The sequence below is a fragment of the Streptomyces sp. NPDC005752 genome (assembly GCF_040630715.1).
GTDB lineage: Bacteria > Actinomycetota > Actinomycetes > Streptomycetales > Streptomycetaceae > Streptomyces.
The window spans coordinates 51,157-77,911 of sequence record NZ_JBEXYB010000026.1 but is presented as its reverse complement, the minus strand read 5'-3'; the positions used below and the strand labels follow the sequence as shown (position 1 = coordinate 77,911).

Below are 26,755 nucleotides of genomic sequence, written 5' to 3'. Positions count from 1 at the left end.
GCGATTTCTCCGTAAGCAGGGGTGGCCGGGACGGTCAGAGACGCTCGATGACGGTGGCGACGCCCATGCCGCCGCCGACGCAGAGGGTGGCGAGCCCGTAGCGCTTGTCCTGCCGCTCCAGTTCGTCGACGAGCGTGCCGAGGATCATCGCGCCGGTCGCGCCGAGCGGGTGGCCGAGGGCGATGGCGCCGCCGTTGACGTTGACCTTGTCGAGCGAGAGGTCCATGTCCCGGACGAAGCGCAGCACGACTCCGGCGAAGGCCTCGTTGATCTCGACGAGGTCGATGTCGCCGATGGTGAGTCCGGCCTTGGCCAACGCCTTGCGGGTGGCGGGGGCGGGGCCGGTGAGCATGATGGTCGGCTCGGATCCGGAGACGGCCGCGGAGACGATCCTGGCGCGCGGCGTGAGTCCGTAGCGCTCGCCGGTCTCCCTGGAACCGATGGCGACGAGGGCGGCTCCGTCGACGATCCCTGAGGAGTTGCCCGCGTGGTGGACGTGGTCGATCTTCTCGACCCAGTGGTACTTCTGGAGGGCCACGGCGTCGAAGCCGCCCATCTCGCCGATCGTGGCGAACGAGGGCTTGAGGGTGGCGAGGGAGTCGGCGGTCGTACCGGGGCGCATGTGCTCGTCGTGGTCGAGGACGAGCAGGCCGTTGCGGTCCCGGACGGGGACGACGGAACGGGCGAAGCGCTCCTCCTTCCAGGCCGTGGCGGCGCGTTCCTGGGACAGGGCGGCGTACTCGTCGACATCGCGGCGCGAGAAGCCCTCGATCGTGGCGATGAGGTCGGCGCCGATGCCCTGCGGGGCGAAGCCGGTCTCGAAGTTGGTCATGGGGTCCATGGCCCAGGCGCCGCCGTCGGAGCCCATCGGCACACGGGACATGGATTCGACGCCGCCGGCGAGGACGAGGTCCTCCCAGCCCGCACGCACCTTCGCGGCGGCGAGGTTGACCGCTTCGAGGCCGGAGGCACAGAAGCGGTTCTCCTGTACGCCCGCCACGGAGTCCGGGAGTCCGGCCGCGACCGCGGCGATACGGGCGATGTCGGAGCCCTGGTCCCCGAGCGGGCTGACCACTCCGAGGACGATGTCGTCGATGGCTGCGGGGTCGAGGTCCGGGAAACGGCCCTGCATCTCGTGGATGAGGCCGACGACGAGGTCGATCGGCTTGGTGCCGTGCAGGGCGCCGTTGGCCTTGCCGCGGCCGCGCGGGGTGCGGATCGCGTCGTAGACGAATGCTTCGGTACTCAAGGCAGCTGCCTTTCGGGGTCGGTGCTGGGCGGGGAGGTCAGGCGAGCAGCGAACGGCCGATGATCTCCTTCATGATCTCGGTCGTCCCGCCGTAGATGGTCTGGATGCGGCCGTCGGTGAAGGCTTTGGCGACCTGGTAGTCCGTCATGTATCCGTATCCGCCGTGGAGCTGGAGGCAGCGGTCGGCGACGCGCTTCTGCAGTTCGGTGGCCCACCACTTGGCCATCGACGCGTGCACGGCGTCGAGCGTCCCCTCGGAGTGGTCGACGATGCAGCGGTCGAGGAAGCTGCGTGTGACGGCACACTCGGTGGCCATCTCGGCGATCTCGAAGCGGATGTGCTGCAGCTTCGAGAGCGGGCGCCCGAAGGCCTCGCGCTCCTTGACGTACCGGGTGGTGATCTCCAGGAGGTGTTCGGCGGCGGCGATCCCGGCGACCGCTATGCCCATCCGCTCCTGGGCCAGGTTGGTCATGAGGTGGATGAAGGCGCCGTCGGGCTCGCCGAGGAGGTTCTCCTTGGGGACGCGTACGTCGTCGAAGAACAGCTCGGCGGTGTCCTGGGACTTCTGCCCGATCTTGTCGAGGTTCCGGCCCCGCTCGAAGCCTTCGGCGCCGCGCTCGACGACGAGCAGCGAGAGGCCCTTCGCGCCGCCCTCCGGTGAGGTCTTCGCGACGACGATCACGAGGTCGGCGAGGATGCCGTTGGAGATGAAGGTCTTCGAGCCGTTGAGCAGCCAGTGATCGCCCTTGTCCTCGGCCGAGGTGCGGATGCCCTGGAGGTCGGAGCCCGCGCCGGGTTCGGTCATGGCGATGGCGGTGATGGTCTCGCCGCTGCAGAAACCGGGCAGCCAGCGCCGCTTCTGCTCCTCGGTGCCGAGACCGGTGAGGTAGGGGCCGATGATGTCGTTGTGCAGGCCGAGCGCGAGCCCGGAGACCCCGGCCCGGGTGAACTCCTCGGCGAGTACGGCGCTGTAGCGGAAGTCGGCGTTGCCCCCGCCGCCGTACTCCTCGGGGACGGCGAGGCCGAGCAGCCCCTGGCGGCCGGCCGCGAGCCAGGCCTCACGCGAGACGATGCCGTCCCTCTCCCACTGCTCGTAGTGCGGGAGGACTTCCTTGGCCAGGAAGGTGCGGACGGTCCCGCGGAACGCGTCGTGCTCTTCGGTGAAGATCTGCCGCTGCACTTCAAGCCCCCTGGAGCCAGTTCTTGACGGTGGAGATCAGCCGCGCCGGCTCCGGGCCGACGGGCGTGACGTCGAGCATGGTGACTCCGGCCTCACGGAAGGCCTCGATGCGGTCACGTACGTACCCTTCGCGGCCGACCCGGACGGCGTCGAGGCCGGCGGGCTCGAGTCCGGCGACCTCGTCGCAGGCCGCGCGCGGATCGCCCGTGTAGTTCGGCGGTAGGGAGAGTTCCATCAGCCGGTGGTTTCCTTCCCGGTGGTCAGCAGGCCCGGCAGGCCCCAGTCCGCGGCGACGGCCCCGGTGTCCGCTCCGGGCAGCGCGGGTGCGCTGCGCACGGAGACGGGGGTCGCCGAGAAGCGGGGTGCGGGCGCGGGCTGGGTGAGGCCGCCGTGCTCCACGTAGGTGGAGCGGGCGACCAGGTGGGGGTGGCGGGGTGCCTCACGGAGCGAGAGGACGGGGGCCACGCAGGCGTCCGTCCCCTCGAAGATCTCGGTCCACTCGGCGCGCGTACGGGTGCCGAACCGGTCGGCGACGAGGGCGCGCAGCTCTTCCCAGCGTCCGGGGTCGTTGCGGTCGGGGGCATCCTCCCCGAGTCCGAGGAGCTCGGCGAACTCTGCGTAGAAGCGCGGCTCCAGGGCTCCGACCGCCATGTACCGGCCGTCGGAGGTCTCGTAGGAGCCGTAGAAGGGGCAGCCGCCGTCGAGGAGGTTGGAGCCGCGCCGGTCCTGCCAGCTGCCGGCTGCCAGCATGCCGTGGATCATCGTGGCGAGGTGGGCCGCGCCGTCCACGATGGCCGCGTCGACGACCTGTCCGCTTCCGCCGGGTGTGCGGGCGTGCTGGAGGGCGGCGAGCACACCGACGACGAGGTAGAGCGAGCCGCCCGCGTAGTCGCCGACCAGATTGGCGGGCACCGTGGGTGGTTCGCCGGATCTGCCGATCATCGAAAGGGTGCCGGTGAGGGCGATGTATCCGATGTCGTGCCCCGCGCGTTCGGCCAGCGGCCCGTCCTGGCCCCAGCCGGTCATCCGTCCGTAGACCAGACGCGGGTTGCGTTCCAGGCAGGCGTCGGGGCCCACGCCGAGGCGTTCGGCCACGCCGGGCCGGTAGCCCTCGACGAGGATGTCGGCACGCTCGACGAGGTCGAGCACCTGCCCTGCTCCGTCCTCCGCCTTCAGATCGACGAGGACCGACCGCTTGTTGCGGTTGGTCAGGTCGAAGGCGGGCTCGATACCGATCACCGAGCCCCCGGGCCGGTCGACGCGCACGACGTCGGCACCGAGGTCGGCGAGGAGCATGGCGGCGAACGGCCCCGGGCCGATGCCCGCCAGTTCGACGACGCGCACTCCGGTCAGCGGGCCCTGCGACCCGTGTCCTGTCGTTGTCATCAAGCCCCCAGCGGTGTGACACAACTGATGTAACATCGATGATGCTAAGAACGGACCGCGCTCCGCACAACCCTTTTGGCCGAGCAAGCGCTTAGCTCTTCCCCGGATCCTCTCGCACGGAGACCCTCCCGGCCGCGCAGCGCCACGAACGCCTCCGCTACCCTCTGGCTGCTACATCGACGCCGGGCCCCGCGGAGGCACTCATGAACAGGCAGAACGGGGCAGAACGCCCTTATGACGTGGTCCTTTTCGGGGCCACCGGCTTCGTGGGCGCGCTCACGGCCGAATATCTCGCCGCACACGCCCCGGTAGGCTGCCGATGGGCCCTGGCCGGCCGCAGCCGAGGCAAACTGGCGGAGCTGCGCGATCGCCTCGCCGCGCAGAACCCGCACTGCGCGGAACTGCCGCTGCTGACGGCCGACGCGGACGACGCCGGTTCCCTGCGCGAACTGGCCGGTTCCGCTCACGTGGTGGCGTCGACCGTCGGACCGTACGTCTGGTACGGCGAGAAGCTGGTAGCCGCCTGCGCGGAGGCCGGGACCGACTACGCCGACCTCACCGGGGAGGCGGAGTTCGTCGACCGGATGTACCTGGAGCACGACGGCCGGGCACGCGAGACGGGGTCCCGCCTCGTGCACGCCTGCGGCTTCGACTCCGTGCCCCACGACCTCGGCGCCTACTTCACGGTCCGGCAACTTCCCGAGGGTGTTCCGCTGACCGTCGACGGCTACGTCCGCACCAACGCCGCCTTCTCCGGCGGCACGTTCGCCTCGGCGCTCACCGCGATGGGCCGTGGCCCGCAGATGGCGCGGGCCGCGCGCGAACGGCGTCTTCACGAACCCCGACTGGTCGGCCGACGCGCCCGCGCCCCGCAGGGGGCACCGCACTTCAGCCCGGAGACCGGCACCTGGGCGCTGCCGCTGCCGACCCTGGACCCCCGCGTGGTGGAGCGGTCCGCGCGTGGGCTGGAGCGCTACGGCCCCGACTTCCGCTATCGGCACTTCGCCTCGGTGAAGCACCTGCCCATGGCGCTCGGCGGCACGGCGGCGATGGGCCTGCTGGCGGGGGCCGCCCAGATCCCGGCCGCGCGGCAGTGGCTGTCGGCGCGGGTCGAGCCGGGCACGGGTCCCGGCGAGGCGCGCAGGAGGCGGAGCTGGTTCACGGTCCGCTTCGTCGGTGAGGGCGGCGGCCGCCGCGTCTACACGGAGGTCTCGGGCGGCGACCCCGGCTACGGCGAGACGGCGAAGATGCTGGCGGAGGCGGCTCTGGCGCTCGCACTCGACGAGCTGCCGGCGACGTCGGGTCAGGTCACGACGGCCGTGGCGATGGGCGATGCGCTGTTGGAGCGCCTGACCGCGGCCGGGCTGCGCTTCCGGGTCGCCGCGGTGCGCTGAAACCCGGGAGGACGGCCTACCGGCGGTCAGAGCATCCAGGACGCCAGCGTGACAACCATGGACACGGTCCAGGCGGCTCCTGCGAGGACACCCAGGGTCATGCCCACGGCGACGCCGCGCTGGGAGAGGCGGACGGTTCCGGTGCTCAACTGAGGAGTGTGGTGGTCGATCATGTGTACCAGCCTGCCCCTGATGTTCGACGAGGAACATCCGTATGTGTACTCAGTTGGCAACAGATCACCGGGTCTGGCCCCGGTCAGCCGGTGGCCTCCCGGAGAGCGGACCGGCACAGGGCGTCAGCCCTTCGCGTGGTCTCGGGCTGACGGAAGCCGCGGGTCAGCGCGAGGGTGTGGGCGCACGCGTTGTCCAGGCCGGTGCGGTGACCGACGGAGACGAAGACGGGTTTCGTGTCGTCCCGCGTGCGCAGGGCCCGCCCCACTTCCTCGCCACCGTCCATGAGCGGGGTGAAGTCCCCGCGCCGGGGCCCGGGCTGCTCGTAGCGGAAGGTGAAAGGGTTCTTGGCGACGCCGATGACCGGCAGGCCGGTGAGCACGCCGAGATGGCTGGCGAGACCGAACCTGCGCGGGTGGGCCCGCCCGTAGCCGTCACAGACGACGAGCCCGGGGTCCACCGGCAGGCCCTCGAGCGCGGCCAGGACGGCCGGGATCTCACGGAAGGCGAGGAGCCCGGGCACATACGGAAACGTCACACGGCCGTCGGCGGTGGACTCGGCGACCACCTCCAGGGTCGCCGCGTCCAGGACGACGGCCGCCGCGACGACGAGGTCCCGCTCGTCGTCGTAGGCGACATCGACTCCGGTGACCCGGCCGGTGCCCGGCGGCGGCCCCGGCTCGTCCAGCACCACCCGTGCGCGCAACGCGTCCTGTACGGCGCGGGCTTCGGCCTCGTCGGCGGGCATCCGGAAAGTGGTCATGGCCGGTCAGTCTAGGAGCTCGCCGGCCTGGCGATCATGTCCGCCCGGCGGCCGGGCGATCATGTTCGCCCGGCCGCCCTGGGCGGGCCGCACACCACTGATTTGCCTTCCGGCCCGTCCTGGCCCGGCCGGTCCGCGGGTCACCGGCATCTCGCCCGCCCCCTGCCGGGCCCGTGAGCCCGGCAGGGGGGACGGGCGGGCACCACGTGTCCGATACCGAGGGGCCGCTACCGCAGCCGCGCGACCCTGCCCTTCTCACCTGCGGCCCAGCAGCCGCCGTCCGAGGCGCAGTCGACCGAGTCGTACGAGCCGGTGTCCACGGTCCGCCACGTCCGGCCGCCGTTCCGCGTGACATCGGTTCCGGACGGCCCCACCGCGAGCGCCGACCACCGGCTGTGCGGCAGCCATGCGACGCCGGACCGGTAGGCCGGCGGCGGGGCGTCCGCGCTCCGCCAGCTCCGGCCGCCGTCACCGGTCACGGCCGCGGCCTCCGGCGACGCCTGGTCCGCCCGGTAGTCGCCACCGACCGCGATGCCGTGCGTACGGTCGCGGAAGGCGAGGCCGAACACCCCACGTGCCGGATCCCCCGCGGGGACGCGCGACGCGGCTTGCGTCCAGTTCAGACCACGGTCACCGGAGTGGAGCACCCGGGCGGTCGCCGCGCCGCCGGTGGCGAGCCAGACGTCCCGCGTCCCCGAGCTGACGAGGCACTGGCCGCTCGCTGCGAAACCGGCCTCGCCGGGCTGCGCCTCGGGCATCCCGGCGGCGGGCAGCACCCGCCAGCTCCGTCCACCGTCCGAGGTCGACAGGATGCGGAACCTCCCGTCGACCGGGTCGCTCATCGCCAGACCGTGACGGTGGTCGAAGAAGGTCAGACAGTCGTAGAAGGCCCGGACGTCGGTGTTGCGGAAGGACTCGGACCAGGTCGTGCCGCCGTCACCGGTGCGGAAGACCCGGGACGCCTCACCCTCACCGATGGACAGCGCCACGGCCCGCCGTCGGTCGAAGGCCTCGATGTCACGGAACTCCAGCCCGGCCGCACCGGCCGGCGAGACGTCGCGCCAGTGGCGCCCACCGTCCGTGGTGCGCAGCACCGTGCCCCCGGCGCCCGCGACCCAGGCGGCGTCGTGGTCCACCGCCGCAAGGCCTCGGAAGCGCGCGTTCGTACCCGTGGCGGTGAGCGCCCACCCCGGGTCCCGGTCCGGGTGCCCGCCCGGCGCGGCCTGCGCCTGCGGTGCGACCAGTGCGGCGGTCACCGCGGCACCGCACAGCACCGGTGCCATCAGCCTTCTCATCTTCCCCATGGCCCTCATGGCGCTGGAAGCTAACCCACCGGTGGACGGCCGTCCAGGGTGCGCCGCGCGAAACGGGGCAGTTGACCGGAGAGGGGTGGAGCGGTGACGCAGCTCACGCTGCCCGGCAGTGCACGGATCGAGACGTTCCGTCGTCTACTCCAATGCCGGGAACCGTTCGTCCGAGGCGAGAGGGAGCAGGTCTTGTCCAGCGTTATCGAGCAGTCCGTGCAGGCACGTATGGTCGCGTCCGCACCGCGTATGGAGACCCTGCCCGCCACTCTGCACTACGACCGCGAGGACCCGTTCGCCGTCCGCATGGCGTTCCCGGCGCCCGCGACCCTCGAAGGCACCGAGGTTTCCTGGGAGTTCTCCCGGGAGTTGCTCGCCACGGGCATGGACGCACCCGCCGGCGTCGGCGACGTCCGGGTACGGCCGTTCGGCTACGACCGTACGGTCCTGGAGTTCCACGCGATCGAGGGCATCGCGATGGTGCATGTGCGGACGTCCGATCTGCGCCGCTTCCTGAAGCGGGCGCAGGAACTGGTCCCGGCGGGGGACGAATCCCTCTTCCTGGATCTGGACGACGATCTGACGGACCTGCTGGGCGGGTCCTCCTGAGCTGTACCTCCTGACCGTCAGCACGGTGCCGGGCCGAGGGCACCAGCCGGGGCGGCACGGGGCGCGGCCGACCGCGTCGCGCAGCGCGTCCTCCTGGCGGGCCGCGGCCGGCGGGTCCGCGTACGGCCGCCTCACCCGACGTCGCCCGCACGGCCCGAATTCGGTTGCGTCGCGGGGCGGCCTCTCGTAGCGTCACCGGTGTCCCTGTCGTCGTCGGATCGGAGAAGGACGTTGCTCCACATCTGAGGTGTCCGCCGGCCGTGCCGCGCGCCCCGAGGCGCGTGTGCCCTGCGTGACCCACCCCGATGTCCGAGCCGTTCTCCGTGCTTTTCCCGACGCATCAGGGAGGCCCCTGTGCTTGCATCCTCGACCCATATCCTCTGCTCCTCCCTCTCGTTCGCCTGGCCGGACGGGAGCGAGGTCTTCGACGGCTTCCAACTGGCCGTGGGCCCCGGCCGAACCGGGCTCATCGGGCTCAACGGCTGCGGCAAGTCAACCCTGTTGCGTCTGATCGCCGGTGAACTCAACCCGACCGCCGGACACATCGGAACGGCCGGCGATCTCGGCCACCTCCCCCAGGACCTCGTCCTGGACACCGCTCTGCGGGTGGACGAGGTCCTGGGAGTGGCGAGCGCACGGGCGGCGCTGCTCGCCATCGAGGCGGGCGACGCCCGCGAGGAGCACTTCGCCGCGGTCGGGGACGACTGGGACGTCGAGGAACGCGCCCGCGCCGTGCTCGACCAGCTCGGCATGTCCGGCATCGGCCTCGACCGCACCATCGGCGAGCTGTCCGGCGGCGAGTGCGTGCTGCTGCGTCTGGCGGCACTGCTGCTGGCACGCCCGTCCGTGCTGCTCCTGGACGAACCGACCAACAACCTCGATGTGTACGCCCGCGAACGGCTGTACGAGGCGGTGGACGCCTGGACGGGTGTGCTGGTCGTGGTGAGCCACGACCGGGCACTGCTGGAGCGGGTGGACCGGATCGCGGATCTCCGCGACGGCGCGGTCACCTGGTACGGCGGGAACCTCTCCGCGTACGAGGAGGCGCTGGCCGTGGAGCAGGAGGCGGCCGGGCGGATGGTGCGGGTCGCGGAGGCCGACGTACGGCGGCAGAAGCGCGAACTCGCCGACGCGCACGTCAAGCTGGCCCGGCGGAAGCGGTACGGGCAGAAGATGTGGGACACCAAGCGCGAGCCGAAGGCCGTGATGAACCTGCGCAAGCGCACCGCCCAGGAGTCGGCCGGCAAACACCGCATCATGCACACGGAGCGGCTGGCGGACGCCGAGGAACGTCTCGACGAGGCGGTCGACGCGGTGCGGGACGACGAGGTCATCAGGATCGAGCTGCCGCACACCCGGGTGCATCCGGGTCGCGGCGTGCTGGTGCTCCGCGATCTCGTACTCGCTCACGGGGTGCGGGTGCGGGGTGAATGGGACCTGCGCGGCCCTGAGCGGATCGCGCTGGTCGGCCGTAACGGCGCAGGGAAGACGACGCTCCTGCGGACCATCGCAGGCGAGCTCGATCCGGTGTCGGGCGAGGCGGCGGCGCAGGTGCCGGTGGGCTTCCTGCCGCAGCGTCTCGACGTCCTCGACGGTGCGATGTCCCTGGTGGAGAACGTGGCGCGCGTCGCGCCGGGCGCCACCGGCAACGCCGTCCGGGCGAGGCTGGCGCACTTCCTCTTCAAGGGCGCGCGTGCGGACCGGCCGGCCGACGCCCTCTCGGGCGGTGAGCGCTTCCGGGCCACACTGGCAGCGCTGCTGCTCACCGAGCCCGCTCCCCGGCTGCTGATGCTGGACGAGCCGACGAACAGCCTCGACCTGTCCGGTGTCCGCCGCCTGACCTCGGCGCTGGAGGCCTTCGAGGGCGCGCTCATCGTGGCGAGCCACGACACGCCGTTCCTGAAGTCGCTGGGGATCACCCGCTGGTTGCTCCTGGACGCGGAAGGGCTCCGGGACGTCACCCCCGGAGAGCTACCGGGAATCGGGGCGCGGAACGCCTGACTTGTCCCCCGGCGTGTACCTTTGACCTGCACGGATAACCGTCAGTGAGCAGGCGCCACGAGGAGCGGGCTTGGCGATGGCCTTACTGCCGCCTTAACCTACGGTCACGTAACCTACGAAGCCGTAGGTATATTTCTCCCGTCCCCAGGAGCCCCCCGTGACGATCACCTCTCCCCATCTGGGAAGTTCGAAGGCGTGGACAGACGCCCAGCTGCTGTACGCGCTGGAAGAGGTGGTGGAGAAGGAACTCAACCGCCATCTCAAGGTCGCCAAGGACTGGATGCCCCACGAGTACGTACCGTTCTCCGACGGCCGGAACTTCCCGGGTGTCTTCGAGGACGGCGAGGCGTGGGAGACCAGCCAGTCCAAGGTCACCGACATCGGTCGCATCGCCCTCGTCGTGAACCTGCTGACCGAGGACAACCTCCCCAGCTACCACCACGAGATCGCCTCGCTCTTCGGCCGCGACGGCGCCTGGGGCACCTGGGTGCACCGCTGGACCGCGGAGGAGGGCCGGCACGGCATCGTGATGCGCGACTACCTGCTCACCTCCCGCGCCGTGGACCCGGACAAGCTGGAGCAGTTCCGCATGGCGCACATGGCGGAGGGCTTCGAGTCCGACAACCGCCACTCGATGCTGCACTCAGTGGCGTACGTCGCGTTCCAGGAGCTCGCGACCCGCGTCTCGCACCGCAACACCGGCCACCAGTCGGGCGACCCGGTGTGCGACCGGATGCTGGCCCGGATCGCGACGGACGAGAACCTGCACATGGTCTTCTACCGCAACCTGCTGGGCGCGGCCTTCGACCTGGCCCCGGACCTCACGATGCAGTCCGTCCGCGACGTGGTCGTCAACTTCCGCATGCCCGGGCACGGCATGCCCGGCTTCGAGCGGGCCGCAGCGCAGATGGCCATCGGCGAGATCTACAACATGCGCATCCACCACGACGACGTGATCCAGCCCGTCCTGCGGTACCTGAAGGTCCTCGACATCGACGGCCTCGGCCCGGAGGGCCTCAAGGCGCAGGAGGAGCTCGGGCTGTACATGAGCGGCCTGGACAGCGAGGCGTCGAAGTTCGACGAGAAGCTGGCGGCCCGCAAGGCCCGCCTGGCGGCCCGGGCCAACCAGGGCTGACCCGCCCGTAATCCGTCCGGCCGGGATCGGGATCCGCTCCCCGCCCCGGCCGGACGGCCTATACGCACGCCTCCCCCGACGAGAGCCGGTCGGCGATCAGGGCCCGCGAGGTGCACCGGGACACGCCCCGGATCGGCACCGCGCAGCGCGTGTTCCTGCTCGAGGGCGGTCTCGGTCCGAAGAAGCCCCTGGTGTGGCAGGCCGTACGGCGAGACCTTCCGGACCGCCCGACAGCGAGGTCGGCCCGGTCGGAAGGCCGGACGGGAAGCCCCCGCGCTCAGCGCCGGCCGGACCGGCTTCTCCGCAGCCGGTCCCGTTCCTTCTCCGACATACCGCCCCAGACTCCGAAGCGCTCGTCGTGGGCGAGTGCGTACTCCAGGCACGCCACCCGGCCCTCGCAGGCGTTGCACAGTTGCTTGGCCTCGCGGGTGGAGCTGCCCGGCGCCGGGAAGAAGAACTCGGGCCCGGCCTGCGCGCACAGCGCGGTCTCCCGCCATAGGAGTTCGTCGGTCATGGTGTTGATCGGCATGGGGCACACGGTGCCCGGTCGCGATAAACAAGTGATCAACGACCGTTGAACGGCCGGGCCGACAGCGGACTCCTCGCTCCCGGCAGGCCCGGTCCGGCGGGTCAGTCCTGCCGCATCAGGGGCTTGATCACCGCGAAGGCGGCACCGGCCGGGTCGGTGAAGGTGGCGATGCGGCCGACCTCGGGAAGGTCCACGGCAGCCATGGTCACCCGTCCGCCCAGCCGTTCCACACCGGCGGCCACCGCGTCCGTGTCGTCCACGGCGAAGTACGGCAGCCAGTGGGGCCCGGCACCGGTCTGGCTGGGTACCGCGTCGAGGGGCTGGATCCCTCCGAAGAAGGACTCGACTCCCTCACTCCCGGCGGGCCGGATCATCGTGTAGGGACCGCCGGGGAGGGACATGATGTCGGTCTGCCACCCGAAGACGGTGTGGAAGAACGCGGCCGCCGCGGGGACGTCCGGCGTGTACAGCTCGGACCAGATCAGTGCGCCGTTCTCCATGATCATTCCGAGTCCGGGGTTGGTCCCGGGCTGCCACACGCCGAAGTACGCGCCGAGACTGTCCGTGAAGCCGCCCATGCGCCCGTAGTCGAGCACGTCCATCGGAGGGAACGCGGCCGAACCTCCGGCCTGCTCGACCGTCCGCGCCGTGGCGTCCGCGTCGGGGGTCTGGAAGTAGACCGACCAGGCGGGCTGTCCCTGGTCCTCCGGCACGGTCATGACCCCCGCGACCGTCCTGCCCCGCAGCTGGTACGTCCCGTAGCCACCGGTCTCCGGGCCGCCGGGGACCAGATCCCAGCCGAAGAGACCGTTGTAGAAGGTCGTGGCCGTGTCGATGTCGGGGGTCCCGAGGTCGATCCAGTTGGGGTCGCCGGTGACAAAAGCCGGGTCGAGCATGGTGTGCTCCTTCGGCGGGTCCCGTGGTCCCGCTCGTCTTGTCGGAGATGGAGATGCCGCGCATCTCCGAGTCTTGCACCAGGCACCGACAACCGCAGTTCGCACCGTGCGGGACGCCGCAGGTGTCGTGGCACGATGAAGCCGGTCGGTGGCGGGCCCGCGACGACGGCGGACCGCGGTGGCGGGAACAGAAGGACGTACATGACTCAGGCCGGACCCACGGGCGACGTGCCCACGGGAAGATCCGCACGGGCGCTGCTCGGGAACGCCCAGGTGCTCGCCGGTTCGGCCCGTGCGGTGCTGGACGACCACCGCGGCGCCGTGGAGGCGGCGCGTGCCGCGCTCGATCCGCTGCTCGACTCCCTCGTCGACCAGGGGCTGGCGTCCATCCCCGTCTCCCGGCTGGCGGAGGTCACGGAGGGCCGGCTGCGGCTCGGCGCGCTGGAGCAGGCGGGGTACAGGACGGTCGGCCGGGTCCACGGAGCCGGGCGCTACGAGCTCCGTCAGATCCCGGGTGTCGGTGCGCAGACGGCTGACCAGGTACTGGCGGCCGCACGGCAGATCGCGCGCGCGGTCCGTGACTCCGTCGCCGTGCGGATGGACGTGGACGCGCCGGACGCGGCCACGACCTCTCTGCTCGTCGCCCTGCACCGGCTGGTCGGTGGCGGCCCCGACGTGCGTCGGGCGGTCGATGCCGCCCGACGTCTGACCGCAGCGCTGGAGCCGCTGCTCACGACTGCCGCGCCGGCCCGGAGCCGGCTGCGGATGCTCTTCTCGGGGCGGGCGGCCGGCGACCGGGCGCTGGCCGCCGTGGCCGCCGTGCGCACGGTCCTGCAGGACTCGGACGCGCGTGAACTGCGCACCTTGTTCGCGCAGGTGTCCGTCGATCTGCTGCGCGACCCCGCGTCGGAGGCCGAGGCGTGGGTCGATTTCGAACTGCGCCCGGCCGAGTACTACAGTCTGCTCGCCGAGCTGTCCGGCAGCGGTCCCGACCGGGACGCGGCCCAGGGGTTCCTGCCTGCCGGAATCGCGGACCGGGTCCGCGGGCTGCGGTTGGACGACACCTGCCTGCGGGTCTCGCTGCGCGGTTACCAGTCCTTCGGCGCGCGCTTCGCGCTCACCCAGAAACGGGTGATCATCGGGGACGAGATGGGACTCGGCAAGACCGTACAGGCCATCGCCGCGCTGGCCCACCTCGCGGCCGGCGGCGAAACCCACTTCCTGGTGGTGTGCCCGGCGAGCGTCCTGATCAACTGGCGGCGGGAGATCGAGGCCCGCTCCACCCTGCGGGCCGTGCCGGTGCACGGTCCGGAGCGGCAGGGCGTGTTCACCGAGTGGCGCGAACGGGGCGGGGTCGCCCTCACCACCTTCGACGCGCTGCACTCGCTGCCGGACGGTCCCGGGGGCGGGGTCAGGCCGGGCATGGTGGTGGTCGACGAGGCCCACTTCGTGAAGAACCCCGCGACGCGCCGTTCCCGAGCCGTGAGCGGCTGGACGCGGCACACCGACAGGGTGCTGTTCCTGACCGGCACGCCGATGGAGAACCGGGTGGAGGAGTTCCGCAGCCTGATGCACCAGCTGCGGCCCGAGTCGGCACCGCTGGTCACCTCCACACACGGCGTCGCCGGCTCGCACGCGTTCCGCAGGGCCGTCGCCCCCGCCTACCTGCGCCGGAATCAGGACGACGTCCTGGGGGAACTCCCGGCCCTGGTGCAGGCCGACGAATGGGAGGAGTTCTCGCCCGCCGACCTCGAGGCGTACCGCGAGGCCGTCGGCGCGGGGCACTTCAGGCGGATGCGCCGCGCCGCGTACGCGCGCCCGGAGACGTCGGCGAAGCTGAACCGGCTGCGTGAACTCGTCTCGGAAGCCGAGGACAACGGGCTCAAGGTCGTGGTCTTCTCCTACTTCCGTGAGGTGCTCCGGACCGTCCAGGAGGCCCTGGGCGATGGGGCGTTCGGTCCCCTCTCCGGGAGTGTCCCGGCCGCACGCCGGCAGGAACTGGTCGACTCCTTCGGTGCGACGGAAGGCCACGCGGTACTGCTGAGCCAGATACAGGCGGGGGGCGTCGGGCTCAACATCCAGGCGGCGTCGGTCGTCATCCTGTGCGAGCCACAGATCAAGCCGACGATGGAGCACCAGGCCGTGGCCAGGGCGCACCGTATGGGGCAGATACGGACCGTGCGGGTCCACCGGCTCCTCGCGGCGGACAGCGTGGACCAGCGGATGCTCGACATCCTGGCGCGCAAGGACCGGCTCTTCGACGCGTACGCGCGGCGCAGCGATGTCGCCGAGGCGACGCCCGACGCCGTCGACGTGTCGGACGGGGACCTCGCCCGGCGCATCGTCGAGGAGGAGCAACTGCGGCTGGCCGCCGAGGTCTGACGGCGGGGTCCTCAGTGTTCGTGAGCCCCGGCCGCACCTGCCGCGTGGTGCGGCGGGTCGTACCCGGGGACCGTGCCGTCGGCCTTGGCGACCAGCAGCAGCCCCGCCATCCCCATGTCGGAGTGGCTCTGGACGTGGCAGTGGTACATCCAGGCACCGGCCCCCACGTGCTCGCCCGCGATGATCTGGAAGCCGAAGGAGTCGGCGGGGCCGCAGATCTTCGTGTCGATCACGCGGCTCGGGTCGTCCGGGCCGGTGAGCAGGCCGGTCCTGTTGTCGGCCCAGCGATGCCCGTGGATGTGGAACGTGTGGTAGTACTCGCCGTGCGTGATCATGACGACTTCGACCCGGTCGCCCACGGTGGCCTCGAAGTTCGGGCTCTCGTGGGCCGCCTTGTTGTTGATCGTCATGTCGTTGAAGACGATCGTGATCGTCCTGTCCGGCAGGACGTCTCCCTTGCGGCGTACGACGAGTGGCCCGTACAGGCCCTTGCGGATGCCGCCCGTGCCGTGGTCCGTGCCGACGACGTGGTCGTGGTAGTGCCAGTAGCCCGCACTGCCCGCCTGCCAGGTGCCGTCCTTGCGGCGGCCGGGGACGTGGGTGCGCCAGGTGTACGTGCGGGTGCCGCCGGGCTCGACGTGGCTGCGGTTCATCCGGGTGCCGTCGCTCGCGATGTCGTAGTCGACGCCGTGGACGTGGAGGCTGGCGTCGACGTCCGTGGTGTTCTCGAACTCGATGTGCAGCGTGTCGCCCTCGGTGATCTCGATGAGCGGCCCCGGAATCGACGCCTTCCCCTTCTCGAGGCCGTACCCGAGCTGACCGTCCGCCAGCTTCTCCGCGTACAGCTTGAGATGACGGACGACCCCGCCCGCGGGGGCCGTCTTCGCCGGGTTCTCCGCGGAGGTGGCCTGCACCGCACCGAGTGACATCGATGTCACACCGGTGGCCGCCGCCACACCGCCACCCACCAGCATCCGGCGGTTGAAGGTCCTTCGGTCCATGTCGAACTCCCCAATGCGAGACGGAAACTGACGCGCTGCTCCCCTGGACGGCCCACACGGTAGCCGGGGAGCGTTGGTTTATCCACACTCAGGACAAAGTTCGTTCGATTGCTGCCATACCTATTGGCGAGCCACGAAAAGAGGTCTAGCTTCGTGCGCTGTCGCAGTGACCACAGAGGTGCGGTGACGAAGAAGTGACCAGAGAAGTGACCAAGAGGGGTGGGTGACCACATGCAGCGCACACCACATCACAGGTCCAGATCGCGCCGCGGCATCGCGGCGGCCGTGGCAGCAGGTGCCCTGACCGCGTCCCTGCTCGCCGGCAACGCGGCCAGCGCCAGCCCGTATCCGGACCCGGGACTCAAGGAACGGATGGCGACAACGTTGTCCCTTCCCTCGCCGCCGGGCGGGGCCGATGTCAGGGTGCTGGTGTTCCACGCGTCGGCGGGCGACGAGCCCTCCACGGTGGACGCGGGTATCGCGGCCATCGAGAAGATCGGGCTCAGCGGCCCCGAGGCCGGACGCTTCAAGACCGTCGCCACGGACGACGCCGGGGTGTTCACCAACGGCAAGAAGCTCGGCAGGTTCAACGCGGTCGTCTTCCTGACCGGGGGCGGCGACGTTCTCGACCCGGAGCAGGAGGCGGGTCTGGAGGCGTACATGGAGGCCGGTGGCGGCTTCCTCGGTATCCATGACGCGGCGCGCACCGAGCCGTACTCCGACTGGTTCACCGGTCTGGTCGGCGCACGTCCCGCTGCCGACAGCCCGACGGCCGTCCAGCGCGCCACCGTGGAGATCGGCGACCGGCAGCACCCGGCGACGAAGAACCTCCCGCTGGAGTGGAAGCGCCCGGACAAGTGGCTGAACTGGAAGGACAACCCGTCCGGTGACGTGCACACCGTGGCCCGTGTCCGTGAGCTGACGTACACCCCCGGCAAGAGCGCCAACGGCTGGGACCACCCCGTCTCCTGGTGCCGCGACTACGACGGCGGCCGCTCCTTCTACACCGCCATGGGCGGCACCTCCGCGAGCTTCGCCGAGACCGACTTCCGGGATCACCTGCGCGGCGCGCTGGCCTGGACGAGCCGTATCTCGCAGGCCGACTGCAAGGCCACCGTCGACTCCAACTACACGGCCGAGCGGCTCACACAGCCGAACCAGCCCGGCAAGAACGACCAGATCGGCGAGCCCCACGGCCTGGTCACCGCCAAGGACGGCCGCGTCTTCTACATCGGGCGCGGCGGCGCGGACAGCAGCGTGCCGGTGGTCACGGACTGGAAGGACCCGAACATCGGCAAGGGCGAGGGCGAGGTTCACGTATACGACCCCGCGACCAAGAAGGTCACCCTCGCCGGCAAGCTGAGCGTCTTCGGCAACAAGGGCGGCGGCGACGAGCTGGTCAAGGTCGAGGAAGGGCTGCTCGGGATCGAGCTGGACCCCGGCTTCGCCACCAACGGCTGGGTGTACCTGCACTACACCCCGCACGCGAAGATCGACCGCGACAAGCAGATGGCGGTGCGGCAGGTCTCGCGCTTCACCTTCGACCACGCCACGAACAAGCTGGACCTGGCGTCCGAGAAGGTGCTGCTGCACTGGCCGGTCCAGATCCACAGCTGCTGCCACGCGGGCGGCGGCATGGCGTGGGACTCGAAGGGCAACCTCTACGTCGCCACGGGTGACAACAACTCCTCGGGCTTCAGCGACGGTTACTCGGGCAACAACCCGGAGCCGAACTACAAGGGCGTGTCGTTCGCCGACGCCCGCCGCACGGCGGGCAACACCAACAACCTCAACGGCAAGATCCTGCGGATCCACCCGGAGGACGACGGCACGTACACCCTGCCCGAGGGCAACCTCTTCACAGGCGAGGAGCCGGACGAGGGCGGCGGCAAGACCCGCGGCGAGATCTACGTGATGGGCGTCCGCAATCCGGCGCGCATCTCCGTCGACACGTCGACCGACACGCTGTACGCGGGCTGGGTCGGCCCCGACGCGGGCGCTCCCAGCACGACCTGGGGTCCCGCGAAGTACGACACGTTCGCCGCGATCACCAAGGCCGGCAACCACGGCTGGCCGTACTGCATGGGCAACAAGCAGCCCTACCGGGACCGCAACCTGCCCGACCCGTCCAAGCCGCTGGGCTGGTACGACTGCGACGCGCCCAGGAACGAGTCGCCGAACAACGACGGCCTGGTCAAGCTGCCTCCGGTGACCGCCAACACCATCTGGTACTCCCCCCAGGGCGGCGGCGTGGACTACCCGCGTGACGCGAACGGTGTGCCCAGCTACAAGGTGGAGGACCAGAAGCAGCTCCTGCCCTGGCTCAAGGGCGGCGGCCAGGCCACGATGAACGGCCCGGTCTACCGCTACGACGCGACGAGCACGAGCGAGGCCAAGTGGCCGTCGTACTGGGACGGCAAGTGGTTCGTCGGTGACTTCTACGACGACACCCAGCCGCGTCACGCCGTGCTGACCGACCCGAAGACGGTCGGCAAGGGCGGCCTGCCCACGCACGCCGAGTCCCTGAAGAAGATCATTCCGGTGGGTGCGGACGGCATCCGCAACCTCATGGACTGGAAGTTCGCCCCGGACGGCTCGCTCTACGTCCTGGACTACGGACGCGGCTTCTTCACCTCCGACTCCAAATCCGCGCTGTGGCGCGTGACGTACAAGGGCGGCGGTCCGACCCCGGCCGCCGCAGACCTGGCCAGGAAGGCGGCAGCGCAGTGAGACACCCTTCACTCCTCGCGCGGAAGCGGTACGGGCCCGCCCGGTGGTGGCTGGCCCTGCTCGGTTCGTTCCTGATGGTCCTCGGGCTGGCATCGACCGCCGCGTACGGCCGCGACGACGACCGGGCGGCGGCTGCTGCCGACCAGGTCCTCACCTGGACCGCCGGCGACCCCATCGACCACTACCTGTCGGCGCCCAAAACCGCTGTGGCCGGCGCCGCGACCATCGTCTTCGAGAACAGCACGGCCACGGGCAACACGACGGGCATGCCGCACACGCTGACGTTCAGCGTCTCGGACGTGGAGTTCAACGACGACGTCGCGGTCAACATCCTGGCCAACCCCAGTGACAGCGAGGGCGGCAAGCACAGCGTCGAGGTCACCCTCACGCCCGGCCGGTACTTCTACCACTGCACGATTCCCGGTCACGGCTCCATGCAGGGCATCCTCACGGTGACCGAGGACGGCGGCGGCGAAGACACCACCGCTCCCGAGACCTCGGCCACGGTGGACGGCGACAAGAACGCCGACGGCGCCTACATCGGCCAGGCCACCGTCACGGTGGCGGCCACCGACGCCGGTTCCGGCGTCGACACGGTCGAGTACGCGACCGGGGCGGACGGTGCCTGGCAGCCGTACACCGCGCCCGTCGTGGTGGACGAGGTGGGGACGCACACGATCCGCTACCGGGCCACCGACAAGGCGGGCAACGCGGCGGCGGAGAAGTCCGTCGACTTCGCGGTCGCCGCGCCGCCGACGGACGACGAGACCCCGCCGGAGACCTCGGCGACCGTGTCGGGCGAGAAGGACGACGCGGGCGCCTACCTCGGCATGGCCACGGTCACCGTGACCGCGTCCGACACCGGCTCGGGCGTCAACACCATCGAGTACGCCGTCGGGGCGGGCGGCGCGTGGAAGGCGTACACCGCGCCCGTGATGGTGCACGAGGTGGGCGCACACAGCGTCCGCTACCGCGCCACCGACAAGTCCGGGAACGTCGCGGCGGAGAAGTCCGTCGACTTCACCGTCGTCGAGCCGCCGTCGCAGGACAAGACACCGCCGGAGACCTCCGTGGTGGTGGCGGGCGACAAGAACTCGGACGGCGCGTTCATCACCAGCGCCGAGGCCACGGTCGCCGCGACCGACGCGGACTCGGGCGTGGACAAGGTCGAGTACTCCCTCGACGGCGGCCCGTACCTGGGCTACTCCTCCCCCGTCATCGTCGACCGCGTCGGCTACCACACGTTCGCCCACCGGGCGACGGACAAGGCGGGCAACACCTCCGAGGCGAAGCAGGTCTCGTTCACCGTCGCGCAGAGCGGCGGGGTTCCGGCCCCCAACTGCCCGGAGTTCGACGAACGGCGCACGGTCATCGTCGGCACGGTCGACACCGGTGTCCCCAACCGGCTGACCGGTAACCGCTGCACGATCAACGAGCTCATCGAGGACGAGAAGGACTGGTCCTCGCACGCGCTGTTCCTCAAGCACGTGGACAAGGTCCTGGACAAGCTCCTGACCGACGGCGTCGTCGACGCCCGTGAGCACAAGAAGATCTACCGGGCGGCCAAGCAGTCCGGCATCGGCAAGCCGGGCCAGGACGAGGGCTACCGCAAGCTGTTCGACGGCACGGCCGGCTCCCTCGCCAAGTGGCAGCAGGTAGGCGGCGGACAGTTCGCGCTGAACGAGGAGGAGGGCTCGATCACCAGCTCCACCACCGTGGACGGCATGGGGATGCTGTGGTTCCCGGCCAGGCAGTACGGGGACTTCTCGCTGAAGCTCCAGTGGCGGGACGACGCGCCCGGTGCGGGCAACGCCAACGGCGGGGTGTTCGTCCGCTTCCCGAACGTCCACGACCACCCGGAGGAGTCCCGTCCGGAGTGGGTCGCCATCAAGTACGGCCATGAGATCCAGGTCAACGACCGGCCCGACGGCGACATGTACAAGACCGGTTCCGTCTACGGGTTCGACCGGGTCGGTCTCGGAGGGGCCGGGGTCACCCCCAAGGGCACCTGGAACGACTACGAGATCCGGGTGGTGGACCAGCACTACTCGGTCTACCGCAACGGTGTCCTGCTGAACGAGTTCGACAACAACGGCGGCCAGCTGTTCGAGCCGCCGCGGGGCGACGACCCGGGCACCGACGGCCGGCGGTACGCCTCCGGCTACATCGGGCTCCAGGTCCACAGCACCACGGATGTGATCTCCTACCGCGACATCCGCATCCAGGAGTTGTAGGGGCGCGTCACACCCGGGCGGCCGCGGCCGCGTGCTCCGGCATGCGGTCGCGGCCTCCTGGGTGCCGGTGGCGCCAGACCCAGAAGACCGTGCAGGAGACCAGCGCCCAGGCGGCCAGCACGAGGTACGGGAAGAGGTACTGGTGACCCTGGTAGTAGACCGCCGTGTGCTGGGCGTTGACCGAGGCGCCGGGCGGCAGCCAGCGGCCGACGTGCCCGAGCAGCGAGGGCAGCAGCGGCCAGGACACCGCGCCGCCGGATGACGGGTTGCCGAGCAGCACCATGACACCCCACGTGGGGATCATCGCCCAGCGCCCCATCAGGGTGTTGAACATGGTGAAGACCATGCCTGAGGTGAACATGGTGAAGGCCAGGATCAGCCACGACTGCACAAAGGGCAGGTCGAGCGCGCCGAGCCCCCAGTCCACCACCGCCGCGATGGCGAACCCGCCGAGCAGGGCGTAGGCGATGGTGAACAGGATCCGTTCCAGCGGTATCAGCGCCCGGGCGTGCACACTGAGCTGGATCGCACCGAGGAAGCCCATGATGACGGCGGCGAGAGAGATGTAGAAGAGGGCGAGACCTCTCGGGTCGCCCTTCTGGAGCGGTTTGACGTCCTCGACCGTGAGCGGGACTCCGACGGTGTCGGCAACCTTGATCCCGGTCTCGCCGAGCAACTGGGCGACGGTGGCGCCGGAGGCACCGGCGACCTGCATCACGACCCCCTTCCCGGCGCTCCGGAGGATCACGAAGACCTTCTGCTCGTCCAGCGCCGCTCGGGCCTGTGCGGCGTCCGGGTACCTGTTGAGTTCGAGGGAGGCGTCGAGCGCCTCCTCCATCCCCTTGACGAACTCGACGGCGTACGGGGTCCTCGGGCCCTCCACGACGGCGGCCGGGACCCGGTGGGGCGTCGGATTGGCCATGGCGTAGGTGTACGAGCCGGCGAAGAGACCCGCGGCTGCCGACACGATCAGGACCAGCACCACCCCGGGGAGGTACGGCGACTGCTTGTACGTCTCCCACTTCTCCCGCCGGGTCGGCGGCCTGCCGTGTGCCCCGTGGTCGCCGCCGGTCCCGGACGTCATGCGGAGTCGCCGTCGTCGTGCCGTGCGCGGCTGGGCTGCACCCGTTTGGGCTCGCCCGGCATCTTCGGATACTCCGGCGGGTAGGGCAGATCGCCCAGTTCGTGCTCGTGTTCGTCACGCCGTGCGAGCTCCAGCACCTGATCGAGCCGGAAGGCGTGGTCGTCCATGTCGGCGTGCAGATCACCCAGCTCGGCGAAGCGCGCCGTCATCGTCCGTAGGTCGAAGTCGCGCGGTTCGGCGTCGTCGATCTCCTCCCAGCGGATCGGGGCGGAGACCGGGGCGTGGGGGAAGGGGCGTACGGAGTAGGCGGAGGCGATCGTGCGGTCACGGGCCGTCTGGTTGTAGTCGACGAAGATCCGCTCGCCTCGCTCCTCCTTCCACCAGGCCGTGGTCACCCGGTCCGGCATCCTGCGCTCCAGTTCCCGCCCCACCGCGATGGCGGCGCGCCTGACCTGGGTGAAGGTCCACTCGGGGACGATCGGGACGAAGACGTGGATGCCGCGCCCGCCGGAGGTCTTGGGCCAGCCGCGCAGTCCGTGGTCGTCCAGCACCGAACGCAGTTCGTGGGCCGCCCTCACAGCGTCGGCGTAGTCCGTGCCGGGCTGTGGGTCCAGGTCGATGCGCAGTTCGTCGGGGTGGTCGGTGTCGGCCCTGCGTACCGGCCAGGGGTGGAAGGTCAGGGTGCCGAGGTTGGCGGCCCACAGGACCGCGCCGAGTTCGGTGGGGCACATCTCGTCGGCGTGCCGGCCGCTGGGGAATTCGATCCGGGCGGTGGGGGTCCAGTCGGGTAGGTTCTTCGGCGCGCGCTTCTGGTAGAAGAAGTCCCCCTCGACCCCGTCGACGAAGCGCTGGAGCGTGGTCGGCCGCTCGCGCAGGGCGCGGAGGATGCCCGGCCCCACGGCCAGGAAGTAGTCGGCCACGTCCTTCTTGGTGTAGCCCTTCTGAGGGAAGTACACCTTGTCCGGGTTGGACAGCCGCACGGCCCGTCCGTCCGCGTCCAGCTCCACCGCTGTTCCTGCTGCCATGTCGGACACCGTAGGCCGGTCGCACATATGCCGCATATCGGAAGACGGGCTCGGAAGGGTGGGTGAGAATCGTGGCCATGGACCTGCCGGTGATGCCTCCCGTGAAGCCGATGCTCGCCAAGTCCGTGTCCGCCATTCCACCGGACATGCAGTACGAGGCGAAGTGGGACGGCTTCCGGGCGATCGTGTACCGGGACGGCGACGAGGTGGTGATCGGCAGCCGGACCGGGAAGCCCCTCACCCGCTACTTCCCCGAGGTGGTCGCCGCCGTTCGGAAGAACCTGCCGCCGCGCTGTGTGATCGACGGCGAGATCGTCCTGCCGTACGAGGGACGGCTGGACTTCGACCGGCTGAGCGAGCGCATCCATCCGGCCGACTCCAGGGTGCGGACGCTCGCCGGGCGGACCCCGGCGAGTTTCGTCGCCTTCGACGTCCTCGCCCTGGGCAACACCTCTCTGCTCGCCACCGCGCAGGCCGAGCGGCGGACGGTCCTGGAGGGGGCACTCGCCGACGCCTCGGCACCCGTGCACCTCGCACCGTCCACCACCGACCCGGACCTCGCGCGGGAGTGGTTCGAACGGTACGAGGGAGCGGGGCTCGACGGCGTGGTCGCGAAACCGCTCGGTCTCCCGTACAGACCCGACACGCGGGTGATGTACAAGATCAAGCACGAACGGACCGCCGACTGCGTGGTGGCGGGCTACCGCTTCCACAAGAGCGGCCCCGTGGTGGGCTCGCTGCTGCTCGGCCTGTACGACTCCGGGGGCACCCTGCAGCACGTGGGGGTGTGCGCGGCCTTCCCGATGAAGCGGCGCGCCGAACTCGTCGAGGAACTGGACCCGTTGCGCATCGAACCCGCCGACCACCCGTGGGCGGCCTGGGCGGACGCGTCCGCGCACGAAGGCTCGCGGCTTCCGGGCGCGCCGAGCCGCTGGTCGGGCAAGAAGGACCTGTCGTGGGTGGCCCTCGCTCCGGAACGGGTCTGCGAGGTGGCGTACGACCACATGGAGGGCGACCGCTTCCGCCACACCACCCAGTTCCGGCGGTGGCGGCCGGACCGCACCCCCTCCGGCTGCACCTACGCACAGCTGGAGGAAGTGGTGCGGTACGACCTGTCCGAGGTCCTCGACGGCCGCTGATCCGTCAGGCGGTGGGAGTGGCGCAGGGTTCGTCCGACGGTGCGTCCGTGGGATCGCCGTCCGCGGAGGGCGTGGCGCAGTCCGGGGCGGAGGTGCTGGGGTCGGGGTCGGGCGTCGTGGTGGGATCCGGTGTGGTGGTCGGGTCGGGGGTGGACGTCGGGTCCGTGGAGCCGCTGTCGGACGGGCTGGGGCCGGGACCGGGGTCGGTGGGCGTCGGCGTATCGCTGGGGTCCGGGCTCCCCGACCCCGACGGCGCGGGGGTGGGAGAGGGGGTGGCGCCCGGGGGGATGGATGGGGACGGTGTGCCGCTGGGCTGCGGGCCGACGACGATGCCGCCACCGCCCTTGCCGGGGCCACCCGGACTGCCGGGGCCACCGACCGGGGCCTTCGGCGCGTGCGGGCCCCCCGCACCGGGGCTCCGCGGGATCACACCCGTGCCGTCGGCGACGGCGTGGACGCCCTTGCGGTAGTACGCCAGCCAGGACAGGACCGTACGCAGATAGGTGTTCGAGTGGTTGTAGCTGAGCACCGCCCGGTCCAGATCGGCCCCGACGGACAGGTCACGCGTCCCGGCACAGAGGTAATGGCCGGCTGCCAGGGCCGCGTCGACGATGTTGTCGGGGTCCTTGCGCCCGTCGCCGTTGCCGTCCCTGCCCCAGTGCGCCCAGGTGGACGGGATGAACTGCATCGGTCCGACGGCCCGGTCGTACCGGGAGTCGCCGTCGTACGCGCCGCCGTCGGTGTCCGTGATGTTGGCGAATCCGGCGCCGTTGAGCACGGGGCCGAGGATCGGGGTGAGCGTGGTGCCCGCCGCGTCGACCCGTCCACCGCTCGCGTGGCCGGACTCCACCTTGCCGATCGCCGCGAGTAACTGCCACGGCAGCCGGCAGCCGGGGTCGGTGCGCCCGAGCGCGCGCTGCGCGTTGCGGTAGGCGGCCAGAACGGTGGCGGGGATGCCGGCCTCGGCCGCCGGTTGCACGACGGCCGGACCGACGGGCTTCCCGCCGGTGGTCTTCGGCGGCTCCGGTGACCGCAGGGGCGGCAGCTCTGTGTGGTAACTGTCGTCGTTCGGCACCTCGGTCCAGACGACGTCGTCCGCTGCCACGCTCTTCGGGCCGTCGGCACTGCCGTCTGCGATTCCCGGGGCCTGGGAGGCGGTGAGCGCCGCCATGGCGGCGACCGCGGTCGCCGTACCGCCGAGCCCGCGGCGCATGATTCCGTCGAACCTCATGTGTCCTCCTTCTCCTGGGTCATCGCGTGAACGTGTCGATGGCCGCGATCCGCCAGGTGTCACCGCGGCGGACGGCGTCCACCGCGAACATGGCCGCCGCGTACGTCGTCTCCTCGTCCTTGCCGGTACGGGTGTTTCTCTGGTCGGCGAAGATCAGCAGCCGGGCCCGGTCCCCGTCGAGCAGTTCGACGCCGCTCTCGGTGACGGTCGTGGTGAGGACGAGCTTCTGCTTCGGCGCCTGGGCGCGTACGCCGGCGAGCATGTCCTTGTGCTGCTGGACCGCCTTGCCGGTCAGGTGCTTCCGCGCGGCCGCGTCGGACTTCCCGGGCGAGGCGAAGTCGTACGAGAAGACCGCGCCGACCGCCTCGCCGATCTGCCCCTTGACCTCGCTGGTCCTGCCGATGTCGGTGAGGGCCGCGTTCTGCCGGCCCGGTTCGTCGCGCAGCGTCGCGGCCGCGGTGAACGCCCACACGGCGAAGGCGCCGAGGAGCAGTGTCACGGCGCAGAGGATCGCGGGCAGCCGGATGCGCAGGCGGGGCAGTCGCCTGCGCGGGGCTCCGTCCCCCGCGGGCTCCTCCTCCGCGTCGGCTCCGTCCTCGGGGGCCGCTTCCGTGGCGGTCCGGTCCTCCGGCGCACCGGGATCGGGTTCCGGACCCGCTTTCGTACGCGCCGGTGCGGTGGCCACACCCACGGTGGCGAGCCGACGGCGGCGGTTGACGAGGTGTCGGGTCGTCGACATGTTCGTGGTCCTCTCGAAGGCGGGGCGGTCAGGCGGGGTCAGCCGGCGGTGTTGCCGACGGGCGCCTGTCCGAGGGCGTTGAGCTTCCACCCGTCGGAGGTGCGGGTGAGCTGCCCGAGCATCCGGCTCTCCTTGGCGACGGGCTTGCCCTCGGGGGCGGTCACGGTGACCCGCAGCGCCACCATCACTCCGGCCCTGCCCGCCCGGTCGTCCAGTTCCGTCACCGCTCCGGACAGGATCTCGGCGGTGCTGACGGTCTTGGCCGTCTCGATCTGCTTGACGAACTCGTCCCTACCGTCGACGAGCTGCCTGTGCAGGTCACCGGTGGTCGACTCCTCCCAGCTGTCGAGCCCCTGGTCGAGCTTCGCGTGGTCGAGCGTGTTCATGTTCTGCACGGCCTGCTCCCCCGCCGCGAGCGCGTCGTCCCTGGCGCGCGCGTAGTCCGCCGCGTCGTCGTTCCCCGCGTCGTAGCGCGCCCAGCCGCCCCAGCCCGCCGCGACCGCGGCCGCGAGGGCCAGCGTGACCGCTGCGACCGACAGAGGGTTCCTCGTCCGTACCCGTGCCATTGGTGCT

Annotated in this window: 22 protein-coding genes and 1 pseudogene; 8 read left to right on the top strand and 15 right to left on the bottom strand. The window is 70.9% G+C overall.

Annotated elements, in window-relative coordinates:
• Window positions 1-34: 34 nt before the first annotated feature.
• The 4 genes and pseudogenes from ABZ441_RS22400 to ABZ441_RS22385 form a co-directional block, all read right to left on the bottom strand.
• A complete protein-coding gene (locus ABZ441_RS22400; RefSeq protein ID WP_358976974.1) occupies window positions 35-1,249 on the bottom strand; it encodes an acetyl-CoA C-acetyltransferase in 1,215 nt (404 codons plus the stop codon).
• A gap of 37 nt (window positions 1,250-1,286) precedes the next feature.
• Window positions 1,287-2,429 (bottom strand): acyl-CoA dehydrogenase family protein, encoded by a 1,143-nt coding sequence (locus ABZ441_RS22395; protein WP_358976971.1) that lies wholly within the window; start codon window positions 2,427-2,429, stop codon window positions 1,287-1,289.
• A gap of 1 nt (window position 2,430) precedes the next feature.
• A pseudogene (locus ABZ441_RS22390) lies at window positions 2,431-2,565 on the bottom strand (LLM class F420-dependent oxidoreductase); the annotation flags it as partial.
• Between the two features lie 98 nt (window positions 2,566-2,663).
• Window positions 2,664-3,815: a CaiB/BaiF CoA-transferase family protein gene (locus ABZ441_RS22385; protein WP_358976968.1), complete on the bottom strand. Its 1,152-nt coding sequence runs from the start codon at window positions 3,813-3,815 to the stop codon at window positions 2,664-2,666.
• Between the two features lie 203 nt (window positions 3,816-4,018).
• Between ABZ441_RS22385 and ABZ441_RS22380 the strand changes: the two genes are divergently transcribed.
• Complete coding sequence (locus ABZ441_RS22380) at window positions 4,019-5,209, top strand: saccharopine dehydrogenase NADP-binding domain-containing protein (RefSeq protein WP_358976964.1); 1,191 nt, start codon at window positions 4,019-4,021, stop codon at window positions 5,207-5,209.
• 26 nt (window positions 5,210-5,235) lie between these two features.
• Here ABZ441_RS22380 and ABZ441_RS22375 read toward each other — a convergent pair whose 3' ends face one another.
• The 3 genes from ABZ441_RS22375 to ABZ441_RS22365 form a co-directional block, all read right to left on the bottom strand.
• On the bottom strand, window positions 5,236-5,358 hold the full coding sequence (locus ABZ441_RS22375; protein WP_358976961.1) for a hypothetical protein: 123 nt from the start codon (window positions 5,356-5,358) through the stop codon (window positions 5,236-5,238).
• Between the two features lie 107 nt (window positions 5,359-5,465).
• On the bottom strand, window positions 5,466-6,143 hold the full coding sequence (locus ABZ441_RS22370; RefSeq protein WP_358976958.1) for an endonuclease V: 678 nt from the start codon (window positions 6,141-6,143) through the stop codon (window positions 5,466-5,468).
• Between the two features lie 227 nt (window positions 6,144-6,370).
• A complete protein-coding gene (locus ABZ441_RS22365; RefSeq protein WP_358976955.1) occupies window positions 6,371-7,426 on the bottom strand; it encodes an oxidoreductase in 1,056 nt (351 codons plus the stop codon).
• 213 nt (window positions 7,427-7,639) lie between these two features.
• Between ABZ441_RS22365 and ABZ441_RS22360 the strand changes: the two genes are divergently transcribed.
• From ABZ441_RS22360 to ABZ441_RS22350, 3 genes are all read left to right on the top strand, one after another.
• Window positions 7,640-8,056 carry an SsgA family sporulation/cell division regulator gene (locus tag ABZ441_RS22360; protein WP_358976952.1) on the top strand — a complete coding sequence of 139 codons (417 nt, stop codon included), beginning with the start codon at window positions 7,640-7,642 and terminating at the stop codon, window positions 8,054-8,056.
• Window positions 8,057-8,410: 354 nt separating this feature from the next.
• A complete protein-coding gene (locus ABZ441_RS22355) occupies window positions 8,411-10,057 on the top strand; it encodes an ABC-F family ATP-binding cassette domain-containing protein (RefSeq protein WP_358976949.1) in 1,647 nt (548 codons plus the stop codon).
• Window positions 10,058-10,214: 157 nt separating this feature from the next.
• Window positions 10,215-11,192, top strand: coding sequence for an acyl-ACP desaturase (locus ABZ441_RS22350; RefSeq protein ID WP_358976946.1), 978 nt, complete (start codon window positions 10,215-10,217; stop codon window positions 11,190-11,192).
• Between the two features lie 277 nt (window positions 11,193-11,469).
• On the opposite strand, the gene ABZ441_RS22345 is transcribed toward ABZ441_RS22350, so the two are convergent.
• Both ABZ441_RS22345 and ABZ441_RS22340 read right to left on the bottom strand, forming a co-directional pair.
• Window positions 11,470-11,721, bottom strand: coding sequence for a WhiB family transcriptional regulator (locus tag ABZ441_RS22345; protein WP_358976943.1), 252 nt, complete (start codon window positions 11,719-11,721; stop codon window positions 11,470-11,472).
• Between the two features lie 101 nt (window positions 11,722-11,822).
• Entirely contained in the window at window positions 11,823-12,617 is a 795-nt protein-coding gene (locus tag ABZ441_RS22340; RefSeq protein WP_358976940.1) for a VOC family protein, read from the bottom strand.
• Window positions 12,618-12,818: 201 nt separating this feature from the next.
• Between ABZ441_RS22340 and ABZ441_RS22335 the strand changes: the two genes are divergently transcribed.
• Window positions 12,819-14,999, top strand: coding sequence for a DEAD/DEAH box helicase (locus tag ABZ441_RS22335; protein ID WP_358976937.1), 2,181 nt, complete (start codon window positions 12,819-12,821; stop codon window positions 14,997-14,999).
• A gap of 11 nt (window positions 15,000-15,010) precedes the next feature.
• On the opposite strand, the gene ABZ441_RS22330 is transcribed toward ABZ441_RS22335, so the two are convergent.
• Window positions 15,011-16,000, bottom strand: a complete 990-nt coding sequence (locus ABZ441_RS22330; RefSeq protein WP_358976934.1) for a multicopper oxidase domain-containing protein — start codon at window positions 15,998-16,000, stop codon at window positions 15,011-15,013.
• A 285-nt stretch (window positions 16,001-16,285) separates the two neighbouring features.
• Between ABZ441_RS22330 and ABZ441_RS22325 the strand changes: the two genes are divergently transcribed.
• Complete coding sequence (locus tag ABZ441_RS22325) at window positions 16,286-18,730, top strand: ThuA domain-containing protein (RefSeq protein ID WP_358976931.1); 2,445 nt, start codon at window positions 16,286-16,288, stop codon at window positions 18,728-18,730.
• Entirely contained in the window at window positions 18,727-20,964 is a 2,238-nt protein-coding gene (locus ABZ441_RS22320) for a family 16 glycoside hydrolase (protein ID WP_358976928.1), read from the top strand. Before ABZ441_RS22325 ends, ABZ441_RS22320 begins: the two co-directional genes overlap by 4 nt.
• Before the next feature lie 7 nt (window positions 20,965-20,971).
• Here ABZ441_RS22320 and ABZ441_RS22315 read toward each other — a convergent pair whose 3' ends face one another.
• Window positions 20,972-22,048: an ABC transporter permease gene (locus ABZ441_RS22315; RefSeq protein ID WP_358976925.1), complete on the bottom strand. Its 1,077-nt coding sequence runs from the start codon at window positions 22,046-22,048 to the stop codon at window positions 20,972-20,974.
• Window positions 22,045-23,055: a non-homologous end-joining DNA ligase gene (ligD, locus tag ABZ441_RS22310; protein WP_358977095.1), complete on the bottom strand. Its 1,011-nt coding sequence runs from the start codon at window positions 23,053-23,055 to the stop codon at window positions 22,045-22,047. Before ligD ends, ABZ441_RS22315 begins: the two co-directional genes overlap by 4 nt.
• A gap of 95 nt (window positions 23,056-23,150) precedes the next feature.
• Here ligD and ABZ441_RS22305 point away from each other — a divergent pair, with 95 nt between their 5' ends.
• Window positions 23,151-24,212: an ATP-dependent DNA ligase gene (locus tag ABZ441_RS22305; protein ID WP_358976922.1), complete on the top strand. Its 1,062-nt coding sequence runs from the start codon at window positions 23,151-23,153 to the stop codon at window positions 24,210-24,212.
• Between the two features lie 4 nt (window positions 24,213-24,216).
• Here ABZ441_RS22305 and ABZ441_RS22300 read toward each other — a convergent pair whose 3' ends face one another.
• The 3 genes from ABZ441_RS22300 to ABZ441_RS22290 are packed head-to-tail and all read right to left on the bottom strand — an operon-like array spanning window position 24,217 to window position 26,748.
• Window positions 24,217-25,443, bottom strand: a complete 1,227-nt coding sequence (locus ABZ441_RS22300; RefSeq protein WP_358976919.1) for a lytic transglycosylase domain-containing protein — start codon at window positions 25,441-25,443, stop codon at window positions 24,217-24,219.
• Between the two features lie 19 nt (window positions 25,444-25,462).
• A complete protein-coding gene (locus ABZ441_RS22295; protein WP_358976916.1) occupies window positions 25,463-26,182 on the bottom strand; it encodes a hypothetical protein in 720 nt (239 codons plus the stop codon).
• 38 nt (window positions 26,183-26,220) lie between these two features.
• Window positions 26,221-26,748: a hypothetical protein gene (locus ABZ441_RS22290; protein ID WP_358976914.1), complete on the bottom strand. Its 528-nt coding sequence runs from the start codon at window positions 26,746-26,748 to the stop codon at window positions 26,221-26,223.
• Window positions 26,749-26,755: the final 7 nt, after the last annotated feature.